The 17,258-nt window shown below is 67.5% G+C and carries 14 protein-coding genes and 1 pseudogene; 6 read left to right on the top strand and 9 right to left on the bottom strand.

Annotated features, from left to right (window positions below):
- From A9X01_RS03055 to A9X01_RS03045, 3 genes and pseudogenes are all read left to right on the top strand, one after another.
- A pseudogene (locus A9X01_RS03055) lies at positions 1–500 on the top strand (magnesium chelatase); the annotation flags it as partial.
- On the top strand, positions 490–2,475 hold the full coding sequence (locus A9X01_RS03050) for a vWA domain-containing protein (protein ID WP_065119228.1): 1,986 nt from the start codon (positions 490–492) through the stop codon (positions 2,473–2,475). The pseudogene A9X01_RS03055 and the gene A9X01_RS03050, both read left to right, overlap by 11 nt.
- A 63-nt stretch (positions 2,476–2,538) precedes the next feature.
- A complete protein-coding gene (locus tag A9X01_RS03045; protein WP_253848901.1) occupies positions 2,539–3,303 on the top strand; it encodes a DUF429 domain-containing protein in 765 nt (254 codons plus the stop codon).
- Between the two features lie 5 nt (positions 3,304–3,308).
- On the opposite strand, the gene A9X01_RS28730 is transcribed toward A9X01_RS03045, so the two are convergent.
- The 9 genes from A9X01_RS28730 to A9X01_RS03000 form a co-directional block, all read right to left on the bottom strand.
- Positions 3,309–4,964, bottom strand: a complete 1,656-nt coding sequence (locus A9X01_RS28730; protein ID WP_253848899.1) for an alpha/beta hydrolase — start codon at positions 4,962–4,964, stop codon at positions 3,309–3,311.
- A gap of 20 nt (positions 4,965–4,984) precedes the next feature.
- On the bottom strand, positions 4,985–5,275 hold the full coding sequence (locus A9X01_RS03035) for a WXG100 family type VII secretion target (protein ID WP_253848898.1): 291 nt from the start codon (positions 5,273–5,275) through the stop codon (positions 4,985–4,987).
- Positions 5,276–5,364: 89 nt separating this feature from the next.
- Positions 5,365–5,967, bottom strand: a complete 603-nt coding sequence (locus A9X01_RS03030; RefSeq protein WP_065119226.1) for a DUF1707 SHOCT-like domain-containing protein — start codon at positions 5,965–5,967, stop codon at positions 5,365–5,367.
- A 95-nt stretch (positions 5,968–6,062) separates the two neighbouring features.
- Positions 6,063–6,848, bottom strand: a complete 786-nt coding sequence (locus A9X01_RS03025; RefSeq protein WP_065119225.1) for an enoyl-CoA hydratase family protein — start codon at positions 6,846–6,848, stop codon at positions 6,063–6,065.
- The gene (locus A9X01_RS03020) at positions 6,848–8,014 is read right to left on the bottom strand and encodes an acyl-CoA dehydrogenase family protein (protein WP_036364360.1); all 1,167 of its coding nucleotides are present in this window, start codon (positions 8,012–8,014) and stop codon (positions 6,848–6,850) included. Before A9X01_RS03020 ends, A9X01_RS03025 begins: the two co-directional genes overlap by 1 nt.
- The gene (locus tag A9X01_RS03015) at positions 8,011–9,990 is read right to left on the bottom strand and encodes an ATP-binding protein (RefSeq protein WP_065119224.1); all 1,980 of its coding nucleotides are present in this window, start codon (positions 9,988–9,990) and stop codon (positions 8,011–8,013) included. Before A9X01_RS03015 ends, A9X01_RS03020 begins: the two co-directional genes overlap by 4 nt.
- Positions 9,991–9,995: 5 nt before the next feature.
- Positions 9,996–11,591 carry an acyl-CoA carboxylase subunit beta gene (locus A9X01_RS03010; protein WP_065119223.1) on the bottom strand — a complete coding sequence of 532 codons (1,596 nt, stop codon included), beginning with the start codon at positions 11,589–11,591 and terminating at the stop codon, positions 9,996–9,998.
- A gap of 25 nt (positions 11,592–11,616) precedes the next feature.
- On the bottom strand, positions 11,617–12,765 hold the full coding sequence (locus A9X01_RS03005; protein WP_065119222.1) for an acyl-CoA dehydrogenase family protein: 1,149 nt from the start codon (positions 12,763–12,765) through the stop codon (positions 11,617–11,619).
- The gene (locus tag A9X01_RS03000; protein WP_155771897.1) at positions 12,762–14,444 is read right to left on the bottom strand and encodes an acyclic terpene utilization AtuA family protein; all 1,683 of its coding nucleotides are present in this window, start codon (positions 14,442–14,444) and stop codon (positions 12,762–12,764) included. The genes A9X01_RS03005 and A9X01_RS03000 overlap by 4 nt, the downstream gene beginning before the upstream one ends.
- Positions 14,445–14,692: 248 nt before the next feature.
- Here A9X01_RS03000 and rpmF point away from each other — a divergent pair, with 248 nt between their 5' ends.
- The 3 genes from rpmF (at position 14,693) to A9X01_RS02985 (ending at position 17,145) form a co-directional block, all read left to right on the top strand.
- On the top strand, positions 14,693–14,866 hold the full coding sequence (gene rpmF / locus A9X01_RS02995) for a 50S ribosomal protein L32 (RefSeq protein WP_036364355.1): 174 nt from the start codon (positions 14,693–14,695) through the stop codon (positions 14,864–14,866).
- Between the two features lie 54 nt (positions 14,867–14,920).
- Positions 14,921–15,607 (top strand): two-component system response regulator MprA, encoded by a 687-nt coding sequence (gene mprA / locus A9X01_RS02990; protein WP_065119220.1) that lies wholly within the window; start codon positions 14,921–14,923, stop codon positions 15,605–15,607.
- 80 nt (positions 15,608–15,687) lie between these two features.
- On the top strand, positions 15,688–17,145 hold the full coding sequence (locus tag A9X01_RS02985; protein ID WP_253848902.1) for a HAMP domain-containing sensor histidine kinase: 1,458 nt from the start codon (positions 15,688–15,690) through the stop codon (positions 17,143–17,145).
- The last annotated feature ends 113 nt before the right edge of the window (positions 17,146–17,258 follow it).

Here is a 17,258-nt window from a genome sequence, read left to right as displayed (position 1 = left end):
ACCAGCGCTCCGGTGTGTCGGCGCGGTTCGCGATCGCCGCGGCCGAGACGGTCGCCGCGGCGGCCCGGCACCGCGGCGCGATCCTGGGCGAGACCGACCCGGTCGCCCGGGTGGTCGACCTGGGCACCATCATCGACGTGTTGCGCGGCAAGCTGGAATTCGAGTCCGGCGAGGAGGGCCGCGAGCAGGCCGTGCTGGAGCATCTGCTGCGCCGCGCCACCGCCGACACCGCCTCGCGCGTGCTGGGCGGCATCGACGTCGGCACGCTGGTGTCCGCCGTCGAGAGTGGTTCCGCGGTGACGACGGGTGAACGGGTGTCGGCCAAGGATGTGCTGGCCGCGGTGCCGGGCTTGCCGGTGGTGGAGAAGATCGCGGCGAGACTGGGCGCCGAATCCGAAGGGGAGCGGGCCGCGGCATTGGAATTGGCCCTGGAGGCGTTGTACTTGGCCAAGCGCGTGGACAAGGTCTCCGGTGAAGGGCAGACGGTTTATGGCCAATAGAGGGCACTCATCGCGATACTCGGCGTATACCGGCGGGCCCGACCCGCTGGCTCCGCCGGTGGATCTGCGTGAGGCCCTCGAACAGATCGGGCAGGACGTCATGGCCGGCACCTCGCCGCGCCGCGCGTTGTCCGAGCTGCTGCGACGGGGTACCGAGAACATGCGCGGCGCCGACCGGCTGGCCGCCGAGGCCAATAAGAAGCGGCGAGACCTGCTGCGGCGCAACAACTTGGACGGCACCCTGCAGGAAATCAAGAAGCTGCTCGACGAGGCCGTGCTGGCCGAGCGCAAGGAATTGGCGCGCGCGCTCGACGATGACGCCCGTTTCTCCGAGCTGCAGCTGGAGGCGTTGCCGCAGTCGCCCGCCAAGGCGGTCCAGGAACTCTCCGAATACGACTGGCGCAGCAACGAGGCCCGCCAGAAGTACGAGCAGATCAAGGACCTGCTCGGCCGGGAGATGCTGGACCAACGCTTCGCCGGCATGAAGCAGGCGCTCGAGGGCGCCACCGACGAGGACCGTCAGCGCGTCAACGACATGCTGGACGACCTGAACAATCTGTTGGACAAGCACTCTCGCGGCGAGGACACCCAGCAGGATTTCCAGGACTTCATGAACAAGCACGGCGAGTTCTTCCCCGAGAACCCGCAAAACGTCGAGGAGCTGCTGGACTCGCTGGCCAAGCGGGCCGCCGCCGCACAGCGGTTCCGCAACAGCCTCAGCCAGGAGCAGCGCGACGAGCTGGATGCGTTGGCGCAACAGGCCTTTGGATCACCATCGCTGATGCAGGCGCTCAACAGGCTCGACGCTCACCTGCAGGCTGCCCGTCCCGGTGAAGACTGGACCGGCGAGCAGCGCTTCTCCGGTGAGAACCCGCTGGGCATGGGCGAGGGAGCGCAGGCGCTGGCCGATATCGGTGAGCTGGAGCAGTTGGCCGACCAGTTGTCCCAGGCATACCCCGGCGCCAGCATGGACGACGTGGACCTTGACGCGCTGGCCCGCCAGCTCGGTGACGAGGCGGCGGTCGACGCCCGTACGCTTGCCGAACTCGAACGGGCGCTGGTCAATCAGGGCTTCCTGGATCGCGGTTCGGACGGTCAGTGGCGGTTGTCGCCGAAGGCCATGCGCCGTCTTGGGGAGACGGCTTTGCGTGATGTGGCACAACAGCTTTCGGGTCGGCACGGGGAGCGCGACCACCGGCGGGCCGGTGCGGCCGGTGAGCTGACCGGCGCGACCCGGCCCTGGCAGTTCGGTGACACCGAGCCGTGGAACATCTCCCGCACGCTGACCAACGCCGTGCTGCGCCAATCAGGCACGCGCATCTTCGACGGGACGCGGCCGTCTTTTAAAATCACCGTCGACGACGTCGAGGTCTCCGAGACCGAGACCCGCACCCAGGCCGCGGTCGCGCTGCTGGTCGACACCTCGTTTTCGATGGTGATGGAGAACCGGTGGTTGCCGATGAAGCGCACGGCGCTGGCGCTCAATCACCTGGTGTGCACCCGGTTCCGGTCAGATGCGCTGCAGATCATCGCCTTTGGCCGCTATGCACGTACCGTCTCGGCGGCCGAGCTGACCGGGCTCGAGGGTGTGTACGAGCAGGGCACCAATCTGCACCACGCGCTCGCCCTGGCCGGGCGCCACCTGCGTCGGCATCCCAACGCCCAACCGGTCGTGCTGGTGGTGACCGACGGCGAGCCGACCGCGCACCTGGAGGACTTCGACGGTGACGGCACGTCGGTCTTCTTCGACTACCCGCCGCACCCGAGGACCATCTCCTTCACCGTCAAGGGTTTCGACGAGATGGCTCGCCTGGGTGCGCAGATCACCATCTTCCGGTTGGGTAGCGACCCCGGCCTGGCGCGATTCCTCGACAAGATCGCCCGCCGCGTCGAGGGCCGCGTTGTGGTGCCCGATCTCGACGGGCTGGGCGCCGCCGTGGTGGGTGACTACCTGCGATCCCGACGCCGCCGTTAGCTACGCCGAGCAGACGCAAAAGTCCCCGCACGCACGGCGTGTCGGGGCCTTTTGCGTCTGCTCGTGCTAGGTCCGCAGGCCGTGTACTTCATTGGGCTGGACCTGGCCTGGGGCATGCGTAACCGCACCGGCATCGCCGTGGCCAGTGCCGATGGTGAGCTGGTATTCCTGGCCTCCGCAGTAACCGACGACGAGATCCTCTCGGCGGTATCACCGTTCGTGAAGGGCTCGTGCTTCGTCGGGATCGACGCGCCGTTGGTGGTGGTCAACCCGGCAGGAATGCGCGCCGCCGAACGGGCACTGAATCGGGACTTCCGGCCCTTTGATGCCGGCGCCTATCCCGCCCATCTGGGACTCGCGCCGTTCCGGGACGCTCCCCGCGCTGCTCGCATCGCCGAATCCCTTGGGCTGGAAGTGGATTCGCAGTCACCCGCGCAGCGCCGAGCTGCTGAGGTTTATCCGCACGCGGCGGCGGTGGCACTGTTCCGGCTGGGCCGGACGCTGAAATACAAGCGGCGCAAGGGCAGATCCCTCGAGGACCGCAAATCGGCGATGCTCCAGCTGATCGGATTGATCGAAAGTCTCGCGAACCGGGCACCGCCCATGCGGGTTACGGCCAGCGCGGAATGGCTGCGGCTGCGTCAAACCGTTGAGCGGGCGGCGCGACCGGTCGATCTGGACAGGGCGGAGGATCCGATCGACGCCGTGCTGTGCGCCTACATTGCGCTCTACGCCACCCGGCGGCCGGACGACATGACGGTCTACGGGGACCTTCCGACCGGTTACATTCTGACCCCGACGCTGCCCACGGATCTCGTGCCCGGCTGACGGCTCTACCCGCCGGCGCCGCACGGCGGCCGGCCGGGCGCGACCACGCCGGGCCGGATCAGGTCTTGCGGCAGGCCGGCGAGCACCGCGGCCATGTTGTAGCCGCTCATCCGCAGCTCTCCGTTGCTGCCCAGGCGGGCGTAATCTGAATGGCCGTACGCGCGTTCGTGAAATGCCCCGTCGCCGTTCCGTTCGCCGAACGCGTAACCGTCAAGGCTGGACAGCGCCGTCATGCCGGGCACGTCCTGAAGGGCGGGACCGAACGCGTCGAATTCGGAAAGAAACTCCGCGACCACGTCATCGACTCCGATCAGATAGTAGGCGTGGCCGGGCGCCACCCCGAGCTGCGACGCGTCGGCGAGTTCGGCGCCCGGCGAACCGTAGAGGACGACGTCGCTCACCGGTGCCCCGCCCTGCAGCGCCAGGCTGGTGGTCAGCGAACCGTAGGAATGTCCGAATGCGGTGATGTGTGGCGGTTCGGCGGTATTGCCAGCGGCCGCCAATCCCTTGAAGAAGGTGTTCAGTGGCCCCGCGGCATCACGTGCCTGCCAGTCGTGTATCACGTCGCGCAAGCTGTCGGGTGCGTCGTAACCCAGCCACGCAATGGATGCCACCGCATCGGCTCTCGTCCGGCCCGCCGCAACGCGGAGTTCACAGGCTTTGTTACGTTGTGCGGCAGCCTGATTCACCATGGCCCCGACGCTGGTGCTGACCCGGGTGTTGAGCCCGCCGACCGTGACGCCGACGCGTTCGGCGTTATCGACATCACCAACACCCACCGCCGCCAGCACTTTTCGCGGATTACTCGTGGCGTCGAGCAGGATCAGGCTGGTGCCCGGGGTTGTCACCAGTGCCTGCTGCAGTGCCTGCAGATCCGCTAACTTGTCGGGGTCGGTGCGCCAGCCGTAGGCGCCGATCCAGCCTTGCTTGAGGCGGTCGATTTCACCTTGTGGTGCAACGGTATTGAGCTGGCTGCGGACCGCGACCGGGATGCCGTCGAGGTTGCGGACGGTCTCGGGCGCCCATTGTTTGGCGCGGTCCTGCTGGGCCGGGGTCAGCGCGTGCCACCACGCGCTGACCTGGTCGGGGGTCCCACCCGACTCCAGCACGGGCAACAGGGCTGCCATCTTCGGTGGTTGATGACTGAGTTGTGCATCGACCCGATCAACGGGAAGGTCGCCGTCGCTGGCGCGGATCGCGGCGGCGAGATCTTCGTCCGCGACTTCGGCGTCGGACAACAGCTGTCGTAGCCGTTCGGTGAGCCGCACCGCGTCGTCGAGGATCCGTTGCTGGTCAGCGGGGGAGAAGGCGGACAGGGTGGACGGCGGCAGTGCAGCACCGGCCGCTTCGTCGATCACCAGGTGGGCTTCTCGCGCGAGGCCGCGAATGTCCTTGAGCCGCTGCTTGATGGCGGCGATCTCATCCGCCGCCTGTTCGGCCGCCCGCGCGACCGCCTCGCAGGCCTCGGCATGATCGTCCAGCATTCCGGTGGTGCGGGCGCCGGCTGCGTGCGCTGCCTCGGCGGCATCACCTCCGAAAGGCGTCAGCCGCATCAACTCGGTGATGGCTGCCGACGCCGTGCGGGTTCCGTGTGCGCGTCTGATCGCGGCATCGAATACGGCCCTGACGGCCTCGGGATCCCAATGTTCGATATCGGTCACCGTAAGAGTCATTGTCAGGGTCATCGCAGCGATGCGGCGTTGCGCTGGTCAAGCTCGGCGCACTCGGCGGCGGCGGTCCGCATGCCACCGGCATATTCAGCAATGCTGTTGAGGTGGCTCGCACCGGCGGCGGCCCACCGATCCAGCAATCCCGTCAACGCCGCCGCCGACGAGCCGACCCAACCGCGTTGCGCGCCGCCGACGTCGTCGTGGCAGAGTTGCTGCACCGCCAGCAGCGACTGCCCGTGGTCCGCCAATTGGTTACCGACGTGGGACAGCACGTCGGGGTTCGCTCGCAACTCTCGCGCCACAGCGACCCGCTTTCGCCGATGCCAATGTTCGGCGGAAGTGTGGCACCCCAGAAAACGCCGGGCCACTCACTCGGAGCGGCCCGTGTTGATTACTTGCGCGGCTTGCGGGGCTTGCGCTTGATGCCGACGCCGCCCCACAGGGAGAATCCGCGGATCTTGACCTGGGGTGCGCCCGGCGAACCATCACCGACGACCGCGTGGTCGAAGTTGCCCATCACGCCGCGCCCCTCGATCTCGACGTTGACCTCCGGCGGCAGCAGGATCGTTTGCGCGCCCATGATCGAGTACGCGTGAATTTCGACCTGCGTCGAGGTGAAGTCGGCGTAACGCAGATCCACCACGCCGTTGCCCCACAGCGTGAACGTGGTCAGCTTCTTCGGCACGTTCCACCGGCCGCGGCGCTCGAACCCGCTCATGATGGCCAGCAGCAACGTGGACGGCGCCGGATTGCACTGGCCCCCGCGGCGCGGGCTCACGGCTGCGCCGGGCAAATCGGCACGCAGCTGGTCGAGCTCCTGGTACGTGGTCGCTGCGTAGGCCTTGGTTAGCCGATCTTCGTACTCGTTGAGCTGCAGGCGGCCCTGCTCGGCCGCGTACGCCAGCAACTGCGCAATCTGGATGCGATCAGTGTCCTCCGCGCGCGACCGGGCGGCGCGCGCGGTTTCTACGTCACGCTGGGCTGGGTTGGTCATCTCACCCGCGAGCTTACGACTTCAAGATTTTGCTGCAAGGGGTGTTGGCTAAACTGCAACGTTCGCGCCGGGCCAACGCCTGTCGCGCGGTCGCCTCACGAAGAGGAAACCCAGCTCGGAGGCCGTTTCTGCAGGAAAGCCAGCATGCCTTCGCGGGCTTCGCTTGAAACGAACAGCCGTGCCGACTCCTCGGTGAGCCGCTCCGCATCGCGGTCGAAGCCGGCCAGGATCGCGGCGGTGGTCAGCGCCTTGGACGCCGCCAGGCCCTGCGGCGACCCCCGACCGACGTCGGCGACCAGAGCGGCCACCGCGGCATCCACGTCCTCGGCGGCCAGGGTCACCAAACCGATTTCGGCGGCTTCGCTGGCGCCGAACGTTTCGCCGGTGAGGTAATAGCGTGCCGCCGCGCGCGGCGACAGCTTCGGCAGCAACGTCAGCGAGATGATCGCCGGCGCGACGCCGATGCGAGCCTCGGTCAAGGCAAACGTGCTGCGCGGTCCCGCCACGACCATGTCGCAGGCGCCGATGAGGCCGAAGCCGCCGGCCCGTACGTGCCCGTTGATGGCACCGATCACCGGGCGCGGCGACTCGACGATGGCGCGCAGCAGCGCGGTCATCTCCCGCGCCCGCGCCACCGCCAAGTCAAAGGGATCACCCCCACCCGCCTCACTCAGGTCCGCGCCCGCACAGAAGGTGCCGCCGGTGTGGCCCAGCACCACGACCCGCACCGCCGGGTCCGCCGCGGCGTCCCGCAAACCCTGGTGCAGTTGATTCACCAGGGTGGTCGACAGCGCGTTGCGGTTGTGCGGGGAATTCAGCGTCAGGCGGGCCAGCGGGCCGCCGGTCTCGGCGGGACCCGCGTATTCGACGAGGGTGTCCATCAGTAGCTTCGGGGCAGGCCCAGCGACGTCTGGGACACGAAGTTCAGCACCATCTCGCGACTGATCGGCGCGATCCGGGCCAACCGCGACGCGGTCAGCATTGCCGCCACGCCGTATTCCTTGGTCAGTCCGTTACCGCCCATCGATTGCACGGCCTGATCGACGGCGCGGGTCGACGCCTCGCCCGCCGCGTACTTGGCCATGTTCGCGGCCTCGGCCGCGCCCCCGTCGTCGCCGTGGTCGTAGAGCGTCGCGGCCTTCTGCATCATCAGCTTGGCCAGCTGCACCTCGATGTGGCACTGCGCCAGCGGGTGCGACAAGCCCTGGTGCGCGCCGATCGGCGTTCCCCAGACCTGGCGTGTCTTGACGTATTCGACGGCCTTGCCGAGGGCGAACCGGCCCATCCCGACGGCGCTGGCCGCGCCCATGATCCGTTCGGGGTTCAGCCCGGCGAACAGCTGGGCGATGGCGGCGTCCTCCGCGCCCACCAGCGCGTCCGACGGCAGCCGCACGTCGTCCATGAACACCTGGAACTGGCGCTCGGGGCTGATCAATTCCATCTCGATCGGCGTGTAGGTGAAGCCCGGCGCGTCGGTGGGCACCACGAACAACGCGGGACGCAGCTTGCCGGTCTTGGCTTCCTCGGTGCGCGCCACCACCAGCACCGCCTGGGCCTGGTCGATGCCGGAGATGTACACCTTCTGGCCCTTGAGCAGCCAGTCGCTGCCGTCGCGGCGCGCGGTGGTGGTGATCTTGTGCGAGTTCGATCCCGCGTCCGGCTCGGTGATGGCGAACGCCATCGTCAAGGTGCCGTCGGCGATACCGGGGATCCAGCGCTTCTTCTGCTCCTCGGTGCCGAACTTGCTGATGATGGTTCCGTTGATGGCCGGGGACACCACCATCAGCAGCAGCGCGCTACCCGCCGCCGCCATCTCCTCCATTACCAGCGAGAGCTCGTACATGCCGGCGCCGCCGCCCCCGTACTCTTCGGGAAGGTTCACCCCGAGGAAGCCGAGTTTGCCTGCCTCAGCCCACAATTCGTCGGTGTGCTCCTGGGCGCGCGCCTTCTTGAGGTAGTACTCGGCGCCGTAGTTGGACGCCCACTCGGCGACCGCCTTGCGCAGCGCCTGACGGTCCTCGCTCTCGATGAAGCTGGTGTCGCTCATGACGGATCTCCTTCTGCTTCAGGCGCTTCCACTCTGGCGAGGATTGCACCTACTTCAACTTGTTGGCCGGTCTTGACATTGATCTCCGCGAGCACGCCATCCGTGGGCGCGGTGATGGTGTGCTCCATTTTCATCGCCTCCAGCCAGATCAGCGGCTGGCCGGCGGTGACGGTGGCGCCCTCCTCGGCGCCGATCCGGATGACGTTGCCCGGCATGGGCGCCACCAGCGACCCCTGCTCGACGGCCGAGCCCGGTTCGGGGAAGCGGGGCAACGCGACCAGGTGCACGGGTCCGCGCGCCGAGTCGACGTAGATGTCGTCACCGAAGCGTGCCACCGCGAAGCTGAACGCCACCCCGTTCTCGGCGAGCACCACTTCATTCGGCGATGCCGAGACCAGTTGCACGGCTGGATCGTCCGGCAACGCCAGAGCTGTTCTGGTGAAACGGTATTGGACGTTCTGTTCGGTGTCCGCGTCGTCGCGGTAGGTCTTGGTCTGGAATCCCGATGGCAGGTTTCGCCAGCCGCTGGGGACCCCGCGCAGGATTCGTGCGGTGGCGCGGTTGTGTGCGGCGTCGGCCAGTGCGGCCGCGATCGCCGAAAGCCGCACCGTGGCGGCGTCGGCAAGCGGTGCCGAGAGTTCGGTGAGGCCGTGCGTTTCGAAAAACGCTGTGTCCGTGGCGCCGTCGAGGAAGGCCGGGTGGCGTAGCACGTTCACCAGCAGTTCGCGGTTGGTGCGCAGGCCGTGCACCTGCGCGCGGGCCAACGCGTCGGCGAGCACCAGCGCCGACTGCCGGCGAGTCGGTGCGTAGGAGATGACCTTGGCCAGCATCGGGTCATAGAAGATCGACACCGCCGAGCCGTCGACGATGCCGGAATCCAGCCGGATCCCGGTCCGGTGCTCCAGCGTGCTGAACTCGGTGCGCACCCCGGGCACGTGAATCCGGTGGACCGTGCCGGCCTGCGGCTGCCAGCCGTGCGCGGGGTCCTCGGCGTAGAGCCGCACTTCGATCGAATGACCCTGCGCCGCCGGAGGTTCCGCGCTGAGCCGGCCGCCGCCGGCGACTTCGATCTGCAATTCGACCAGGTCCAGACCGGTGGTTTCCTCGGTTACCGGGTGCTCGACCTGCAGCCGGGTGTTCATTTCCAGGAAGAAGAATTCGCCGTTGTCGTCGGCGAGGAACTCGACCGTACCGGCGCCGGTGTAGCCGATCGCGGCGGCGGCCAGGCGGGCGGCCTCGAACAGTTTGGTGCGCATTCCGGGAGTCCGCTCGACCAACGGCGACGGCGCCTCTTCGATCACCTTCTGGTGGCGGCGCTGAATGGAGCATTCCCGTTCCCCGACAGCCCAGACCGTGCCATGGGTGTCGGCCATGACCTGCACCTCGATGTGGTGACCGGTGGGCAGGTAGCGCTCGCAGAACACCGTAGGGTCGCCGAACGCCGATTGCGCTTCGCGTTGGGCCGCCTCGACTTCGCCGGACAACGCCGACAACTCCCGCACCACCCGCATGCCCCGTCCGCCGCCTCCGGCGGATGCCTTGACCAGCACCGGCAGCTGCGCCTCGGTGACGGTTTCGGGGTCGAGCTCCTCGAGCACCGGCACCCCGGCCGACGCCATCATCTTCTTGGACTCGATCTTGGAGCCCATCGCGCGCACCGCATCCACTGGCGGCCCGATCCAGGTCAAACCCGCCTGTTGGACCGCCGCGGCGAATTCGGCGTTCTCCGAGAGAAAGCCGTAACCAGGATGGATAGCGTCGGCGCCTGCGGCACGGGCGGCGTTGATGATCGCCTCGGCGTTGAGGTAATCGTTGGTCTGCACCAGCCGCACCCGGGCGTCCGCTTCCGCGACATGCGGGGCAGCCGCATCCGGATCGGTGTAGACGGCGACGGTGCCCAGGCCCAGCCGACGGCAGGTGGCGAACACCCGCCGGGCGATCTCGCCGCGATTGGCGACCAGCACTCGAGTAAGCATGGGACTCACATCCGGAAGACGCCGAAGTTCGACGTCCCCTTGATCGGGCCATTGGCGATGGCGGACAAACAGATTCCCAACACGGTGCGGGTGTCGCGCGGGTCGATCACCCCGTCGTCGTAGAGCATCCCGGACAACACCATGGGCAGCGACTCGGCCTCGATCTGGCCTTCGACGGCGGCCCGCATCGCGGCGTCGGCCGCCTCGTCGACCTGCTGGCCGCGGGCTTCGGCCGCAGCCCGGGCCACGATCGACAGCACACCCGACAACTGGGCCCCGCCCATCACCGCGGATTTGGCGCTGGGCCAGGCGAACAGGAACCGGGGATCGTAGGCGCGCCCGCACATGCCGTAGTGGCCCGCGCCGTAGGAAGCCCCGATCAGCAGCGAGATGTGCGGCACGGTCGAGTTCGACACGGCGTTGATCATCATCGAGCCGTGCTTGATCATGCCGCCCTCTTCGTAGTCCTTGCCCACCATGTAACCGGTGGTGTTGTGCAGGAACAACAGTGGCGTGTCGGAGCGGTTGGCCAACTGGATGAACTGGGTGGCCTTCTGGGATTCCTCGCTGAACAGCACGCCGCGAGCATTGGCCAGGATGCCGATCGGATAGCCGTGCAGCTGCGCCCAGCCGGTCACCAGCGAGGAGCCGTACAGCGGCTTGAATTCGTCGAATTCGGAGCCATCGACGATGCGGGCGATCACTTCGCGCGGATCGAACGGGATGCGTAGATCGGCGGGCACGATGCCGATCAGCTCCTCGGCATCGAACAACGGCTCGGTCGCCGGATTGGGCTGCGGGCCTTGCTTCTTCCAGTTCAGCCGAGCCACGATGCGGCGTCCGATGCGGATCGCGTCGGGCTCGTCGACGGCGAAGTAGTCCGCCAAACCCGAGATGCGGGCGTGCATTTCGGCGCCGCCAAGCGACTCGTCGTCGGACTCCTCCCCGGTGGCCATCTTCACCAGCGGGGGACCGGCCAGGAACACCTTCGAGCGTTCCTTGATCATCACGACGTGATCGGACATGCCGGGAACGTAGGCACCACCCGCGGTGGAGTTACCGAAAACCAATGCGATGGTGGGGATCCCGGCGGCAGATAGCCGGGTCAGGTCGCGGAACATGCGCCCGCCCGGGATGAAGATCTCTTTCTGGGTGGGCAGGTCGGCGCCGCCGGATTCCACCAGCGAGATGACCGGAAGCCGGTTCTCGAACGCAATCTGGTTGGCGCGCAGAATCTTCTTCAGCGTCCAGGGATTACTGGTGCCACCTTTGACGGTGGGATCGTTGGCGACGATCATGCACTCCACGCCCGCTACGACGCCGATGCCGGTGACCGTGCTGGCGCCGACCTTGAACGGGCTGCCCCACGCCGCCAGTGGACTCAACTCCAGGAAGGGCGAGTCCGGGTCGACCAGCAGCTCGATGCGTTCCCGAGCGGTCAGCTTCCCGCGAGCATGGTGGCGTTCCACATATTTGGGACCGCCGCCCTCGACGGCGTTGGCGAATTCGGCGGCGATCTCGTCGAGCTTGGTGGTCGCGGCGGCTGCCGCCTCGGCGAAGGTGTCGGCGTTCGGGTCGAGCGTGGACCGCAGGACGGTCATGACCACCTCCGACGATTCAGAACGATCATGACTGGTAGCCAAGCAGCTTGGCCGCCAGCGCGGTCAGAATTTCCGTGGTCCCGCCGCCGATGCCGATGATCCTCATGTCCCGGTATTGGCGTTCGATCTCCGATTCGGCCATATAGCCCATGCCGCCGAACAATTGGACGCCCTGGTTGGCCACCCACTCGCCGGCCTCGACGGCGGTGTTCTTGGCGAAGCAGACCTCCGCGATCAGGTTCGTCTCGCCGGCCAGCTGCCGTTCGACCACATGCCGGGAGTACACCCGGGCGACGTCGATCCGACGGGCCATCTCGGCCAGCGTGTTCTGCACGGCCTGCCGCGAGATCAGCGGACGGCCGAAAGTTTCCCGGTCGCGGCACCATTGCGCGGTGATGTCCAGGCAGCGCTGCGCACTCGAATACGCCTGCGCGGCAAGCCCGATGCGTTCGGAGACGAATGCCTGAGCGATCTGGGCGAAGCCGCTGTTCTCCTCGCCGACCAGGTTGGTTACCGGCACCCGCACGTCGGTGTAGGAGAGCTCTGCGGTGTCCGAGGACCGCCAGCCCATCTTGTCCAGCTTGCGGCTCACCTCGAAACCGGGTGTGCCCTTGTCGACCACCAGCAGCGAAACCCCGCCCGCGCCAGGGCCGCCGGTGCGTACCGCGGTGACGACGTAATCGGCGCGGACCCCGGAGGTGATGTAGGTCTTGGCGCCGTTGACCACGTAGTGGTCGCCGTCGCGGACCGCGCTGGTGCGCAGGTGACCGACGTCGGAACCGCCGCCGGGCTCGGTGATGGCCAGGGAGCCGATCTTCTCGCCCGCCAGCGTGGGCCGCACGTAGGTCTCGATCAGCCGCTCGTCCCCGGAGGCAATGATGTGCGGCACCGCGATGCCGCAGGTGAACAGCGATGCGAACACCCCACCCGGCGCGCCGGCCTCGTGCATCTCCTCGCAGATGATCACCGCATCGGCGCCGTCACCGCCGCCACCGCCAGCCGACTCGGGAAAGTTGGCGCCCAGCAAGCCCGCGTCGCCGGCCCGCCGGTGCAGGTCGCGCGGCAATTCGCCGCTGCGTTCCCACTCGTCGATGTGCGGCAGAATTTCCCGTTCGGCAAAGGAGCGCACCGTTTTTCGCAGCTGCTCACGCTCCGGTGTGGTCCACAGATTCATAACAGTCCTTCTGGAATATCGACGTGGCGGCTGCGCAGCCATTCGCCCAGCCCCTTGGCCTGCGGGTCGAAGCGCGCCTGGTAGGCGACGCCTTGCCCGAGGATTCCCTCAATTACAAAGTTCACCGCCCGCAGATTGGGCAGCACGTGCCGGGTCACCGGCAAGTCGGCCGTTTCGGGAAGCAGTTCCTTGAGCAGCTCGACGGTCAGTGTGTTGGCCAGCCAGCGCCACTGGTCGTCGGTGCGCACCCAGACACCGACGTTGGCGGACCCGCCCTTGTCGCCGCTGCGGGCGCCGGCGATCAAACCGAGCGGCGCTCGGCGGGTGGGCCCGGCCGGCAACGGGTCGGGCAGCGCCGGTGTCTCGGCCAGCTCCAAAGCCAAGGTCTCTGTGGCCGGCGCGATTTCGCTTCTCGTGCCATCGGGGTGGACCGCGATGTGCGGCACCAGGCCGGCGTCGACGTAGCCGGGGGTGAACACTCCGTACACCTGGCCGTCGCCGGGAGGGGTGGTGGCGGTGAAGCCCGGATAGCTGGCCAACGCCAATTCCACTGCGGCGCCGGAGAATTTGCGTCCCACGTTGGCGGGATCGGGATCGCGCACCACGCAACTGAGCAGCGCGCTGGCCGCCTCTTCGGTGTCGGCGTCGGGGTGGTCGGTGCGGGCCAGCGTCCATTCCAACTCGGCGGGCTTGACCGTCAGCGTGGCTTCGAGTTGACGCCGCACCAATTCCGCCTTGGCTTCGATGTCCAACCCGGTCAGCACAAAAGTCATCGCGTTGCGGAACCCGCCGATGCTGTTCAGCGACACCTTCAGGGTGGGCGGCGGCGGTTCACCCACCACTCCGCTGATCCGGACCCGGTCGGGCCCGTCGGACGACAGCTCGATGCTGTCCATCCGGGCCGTCACGTCGGGGTTGGCGTACCGGGCCCCGGTGATTTCGTAGAGCAGTTGCGCGGTGACTGTGTCGACGCTGACCAGGCCGCCGGTGCCCGGGTGCTTGGTGATGACGGCGGTGCCGTCAACGTTGACCTCGGCCAACGGGAAGCCGGCGTACGTCAGGTCCGGTATCTCGGTGAAGAAGGAGAAGTTACCGCCGGTGGCCTGCACGCCGCACTCGATGACGTGACCGGCCACGACCGCCCCGGCGAGCTGGTTGTAGTCGGTGCGGCCCCAGCCGAAGTGCGCGGCCGCGGATCCGACGATCACCGAGGCGTCGGTGACCCGGCCGGTCACCACCACATCCGCCCCGGCATTGAGGCAGTCCGCGATGCCCCAGCCACCCAGATAGGCGTTGGCCGTCAGCGGCGAACCGAGTCCCAACTCGGCCGCCCGGGCCTGCAGATCGTCGCCTTCGACATGGGCGACCCGTGCCGGCACGCCCAGCCGCTCGGCCAGGGCGCGCACCGCGTCGGCCAGACCGGCCGGGTTCAGACCGCCGGCGTTGGCCACGATGCGCACGCCGCGCTCGTGAGCCAGGCCCAGGCATTCCTCGAGCTGGGTCAGAAAGGTCTTGGCATAGCCGCGGTCGGGGTTCTTCATCCGGTCACGGCCCAGGATCAGCATGGTCAGCTCGGCCAGATAGTCGCCGGTGAGGAAGTCCACTTCGCCGCCGGTGAGCATCTCGCGCATGGCGGACAACCGGTCACCGTAGAAACCGGAACAGTTCGCGATACGCACGGCACCAGACTCGGGGGCCAATGCGTCCTCCCTCCATTGGGATGCGCGGCGAGCGCAGTCGAGCAACCAACCAACCGGTAGGTTAGCGGGTGGCGCGGGTATCCCGCCAACTGGCTCGGCGCCTCCCGTCATTTTGGCGACCGGCGGCTCACCGACTACCCTTGACAACAACTGTCGCCGTTCGGCCGTCCAGGTCATGAAGCGCGACACACCCGTCCGTAACCCCGACCGAGGAGTTAGGCCCGACCATGGCCGTACCTAAGCGCAGAATGTCGCGCTCGAACACCCGCAGCCGGCGCTCGCAGTGGAAGGCCACCTCGACCGAGCTGGTCGGCGTCACCGTGGCCGGCCAGAAGCACAAGGTGCCTCGTCGGCTGCTCAAGGCCGCCCGCCTGGGCCTCATCGACCTCGACAAGCGTTAATACCTCGGCGCGCCTCTCAGGCCGCTCTCAGGCGTTCGTACGAAACTAGGCGACGTGCGAATACTTGTCGTCGACGACGATCGCGCAGTGCGCGAGTCGCTGCGCAGGTCTCTTTCCTTCAACGGCTACTCGGTTGACCTGGCCCACGACGGGGTCGAGGCGCTCGAGCTGATCGCCAGTGACCGGCCCGACGCGCTGGTCCTGGACGTGATGATGCCGCGGCTGGACGGTCTGGAAGTGTGCCGTCAGCTGCGCAGTACCGGCGACGACCTGCCGATTCTGGTGCTCACCGCCCGCGACTCGGTGTCCGAGCGCGTCGCCGGGCTGGACGCCGGCGCCGATGATTACCTGCCCAAGCCGTTCGCCCTCGAGGAGCTGCTGGCGCGGATGCGGGCGTTGCTGCGGCGCACCAAGCCCGACGACGCCGCGGAGTCGGTGGCGATGACCTTCTCCGACCTGAGCCTGGACCCGGTCACCCGTGAAGTGATCCGCGGGCAACGCCGCATCAGTCTGACCCGCACCGAGTTCGCGCTGCTGGAGATGCTGATCGCCAACCCGCGGCGGGTCCTGACCCGCAGCCGGATTCTGGAAGAGGTGTGGGGATTCGACTTTCCCACCTCGGGTAACGCCCTCGAGGTCTACGTCGGGTATCTGCGCCGCAAGACCGAGGCCGACGGCGAGCCGCGGCTGATCCACACCGTCCGCGGCGTGGGTTACGTGCTACGCGAAACCCCGCCTTGATACTTCGGCTCCGCCGTCCTGGCCGGGTGAGGCGCGCACCGTTGCGGGCCACCAGCTCGCTGTCGCTGCGGTGGCGGGTGATGCTGCTGGCGATGTCCATGGTGGCGATGGTGGTGCTGCTGATGTCGTTCGCCGTCTATGCGGTGATCTCGGCCGCGCTGTACAGCGATATCGACAACCAGCTGCAGAGCCGGGCGCAGTTGCTGATCGCCAGCGGCTCGCTGGCCGCCGACCCGGGCAAGGCGATCGAAGGCACCGCCTACTCGGATGTCAACGCCATGCTGGTGAACCCCGGCAAATCGATCTACACCGCCAACCAGCCGGGCCAGACGCTGCCGGTCGGCACACCGGAAAAGGCGGTCATCCGGGGTGAATTGTTCATGTCCCGGCGCACCGCGTCCGATCAGCGCGTACTCGCCATTCATCTGCCCAACGGCAGCTCGCTTCTGATCTCGAAGAGTCTGAGGCCGACCGAAGCCGTCATGGGAAAACTGCGCTTTGTGCTGCTGATGGTCGGGGGCGTCGGTGTTGCGGTCGCCGCGGTGGCCGGCGGCATGGTCACCCGGGCCGGGCTGCGTCCGGTCGGTCGCCTCACCGAAGCGGCCGAACGTGTCGCGCGCACCGACGACCTGCGGCCCATCCCGGTGTTCGGCAGCGACGAACTCGCCAGGCTCACTGAGGCCTTCAATCTGATGTTGCGGGCATTGGCCGAGTCGCGGGATCGCCAGACGCGACTCGTCACCGACGCCGGACATGAATTGCGCACCCCGCTCACGTCGTTGCGCACGAACGTCGAACTGCTGATGGCCTCGATGGAGCCGGGCGCGCCGCGGTTACCCGAGCAGGAGATGGTGGATCTGCGCGCCGACGTGTTGGCCCAGATCGAGGAATTGTCAACTCTGGTAGGCGATTTGGTCGATCTCACCCGCGGTGACGCCGGTCACGCGGTGCACGAGCCGGTCGACATGGCCGACGTCATCGACCGTAGCCTCGAACGAGTTCGCCGGCGCCGCAACGACGTTCACTTCGACGTCGATATCATCCCGTGGCAGGTCTACGGCGACACGGCGGGGTTATCGCGAGCGGCACTGAATCTCATGGACAACGCGGCCAAATGGAGTCCGCCGGGCGGTCATGTGGGAGTGGTGCTGCGCCAACTGGACCCGTCCCACGCCGAGCTGGTGGTGTCGGATCAGGGTCCCGGCATCCCCCCGCAGGAACGGCGCCTGGTGTTCGAGCGCTTTTACCGCTCGACATCGGCGCGCGCGATGCCCGGGTCCGGTCTGGGTCTGGCAATTGTCAAACAGGTCGTGCTGAATCACGGTGGATCGTTGCGCGTCGAGGACACCGACCCGCGCAAACAACCGCCGGGCACATCGATTTTCGTGTTGCTTCCCGGTCGCCCGATGCCCGCGCCGGCATATCCGGCCGAGGTCGACGACGCAACGGACGAGCCGCCCGCAACATCTGATCAGCCCGACTCCGGAGACGGCGCGGACTCACGGGGTTCGGCGAACGTCATCTCAGTCGATTCTTAGTTCGCGCACGCAAGGTGGTTGTGCAGTTAGTGTTAAAGACCAAAGCCATGCACGCAAGGCATGCGCGAGTCGGCCTTACCCGAGCCCCCGAAGTAGAGAAGAGCGTTCTAGCG

The sequence above is a fragment of the Mycobacterium asiaticum genome, assembly GCF_001668675.1.
Classification (GTDB): Bacteria; Actinomycetota; Actinomycetes; order Mycobacteriales; family Mycobacteriaceae; genus Mycobacterium; species Mycobacterium asiaticum_D.
The sequence above is the reverse complement of the archived record's forward strand: the minus strand, read 5'-3'. Positions and strand labels throughout refer to the sequence as shown.

Coding starts and splice junctions, on each gene's coding strand:
- A9X01_RS03050 (WP_065119228.1), top strand. CDS start 490: ATGGCCAATAGAGGGCACTCATCGCGATACTCGGCGTATACCGGCGGG.
- A9X01_RS03030 (WP_065119226.1), bottom strand. CDS start 5,967: ATGACCAACCCAGCCCAGCGTGACGTAGAAACCGCGCGCGCCGCCCGG.
- A9X01_RS03025 (WP_065119225.1), bottom strand. CDS start 6,848: ATGGACACCCTCGTCGAATACGCGGGTCCCGCCGAGACCGGCGGCCCG.
- A9X01_RS03020 (WP_036364360.1), bottom strand. CDS start 8,014: ATGAGCGACACCAGCTTCATCGAGAGCGAGGACCGTCAGGCGCTGCGC.
- A9X01_RS03015 (WP_065119224.1), bottom strand. CDS start 9,990: ATGCTTACTCGAGTGCTGGTCGCCAATCGCGGCGAGATCGCCCGGCGG.
- A9X01_RS03010 (WP_065119223.1), bottom strand. CDS start 11,591: ATGACCGTCCTGCGGTCCACGCTCGACCCGAACGCCGACACCTTCGCC.
- A9X01_RS03005 (WP_065119222.1), bottom strand. CDS start 12,765: ATGAATCTGTGGACCACACCGGAGCGTGAGCAGCTGCGAAAAACGGTG.
- rpmF (WP_036364355.1), top strand. CDS start 14,693: ATGGCCGTACCTAAGCGCAGAATGTCGCGCTCGAACACCCGCAGCCGG.
- A9X01_RS02985 (WP_253848902.1), top strand. CDS start 15,688: ATGCTGCTGGCGATGTCCATGGTGGCGATGGTGGTGCTGCTGATGTCG.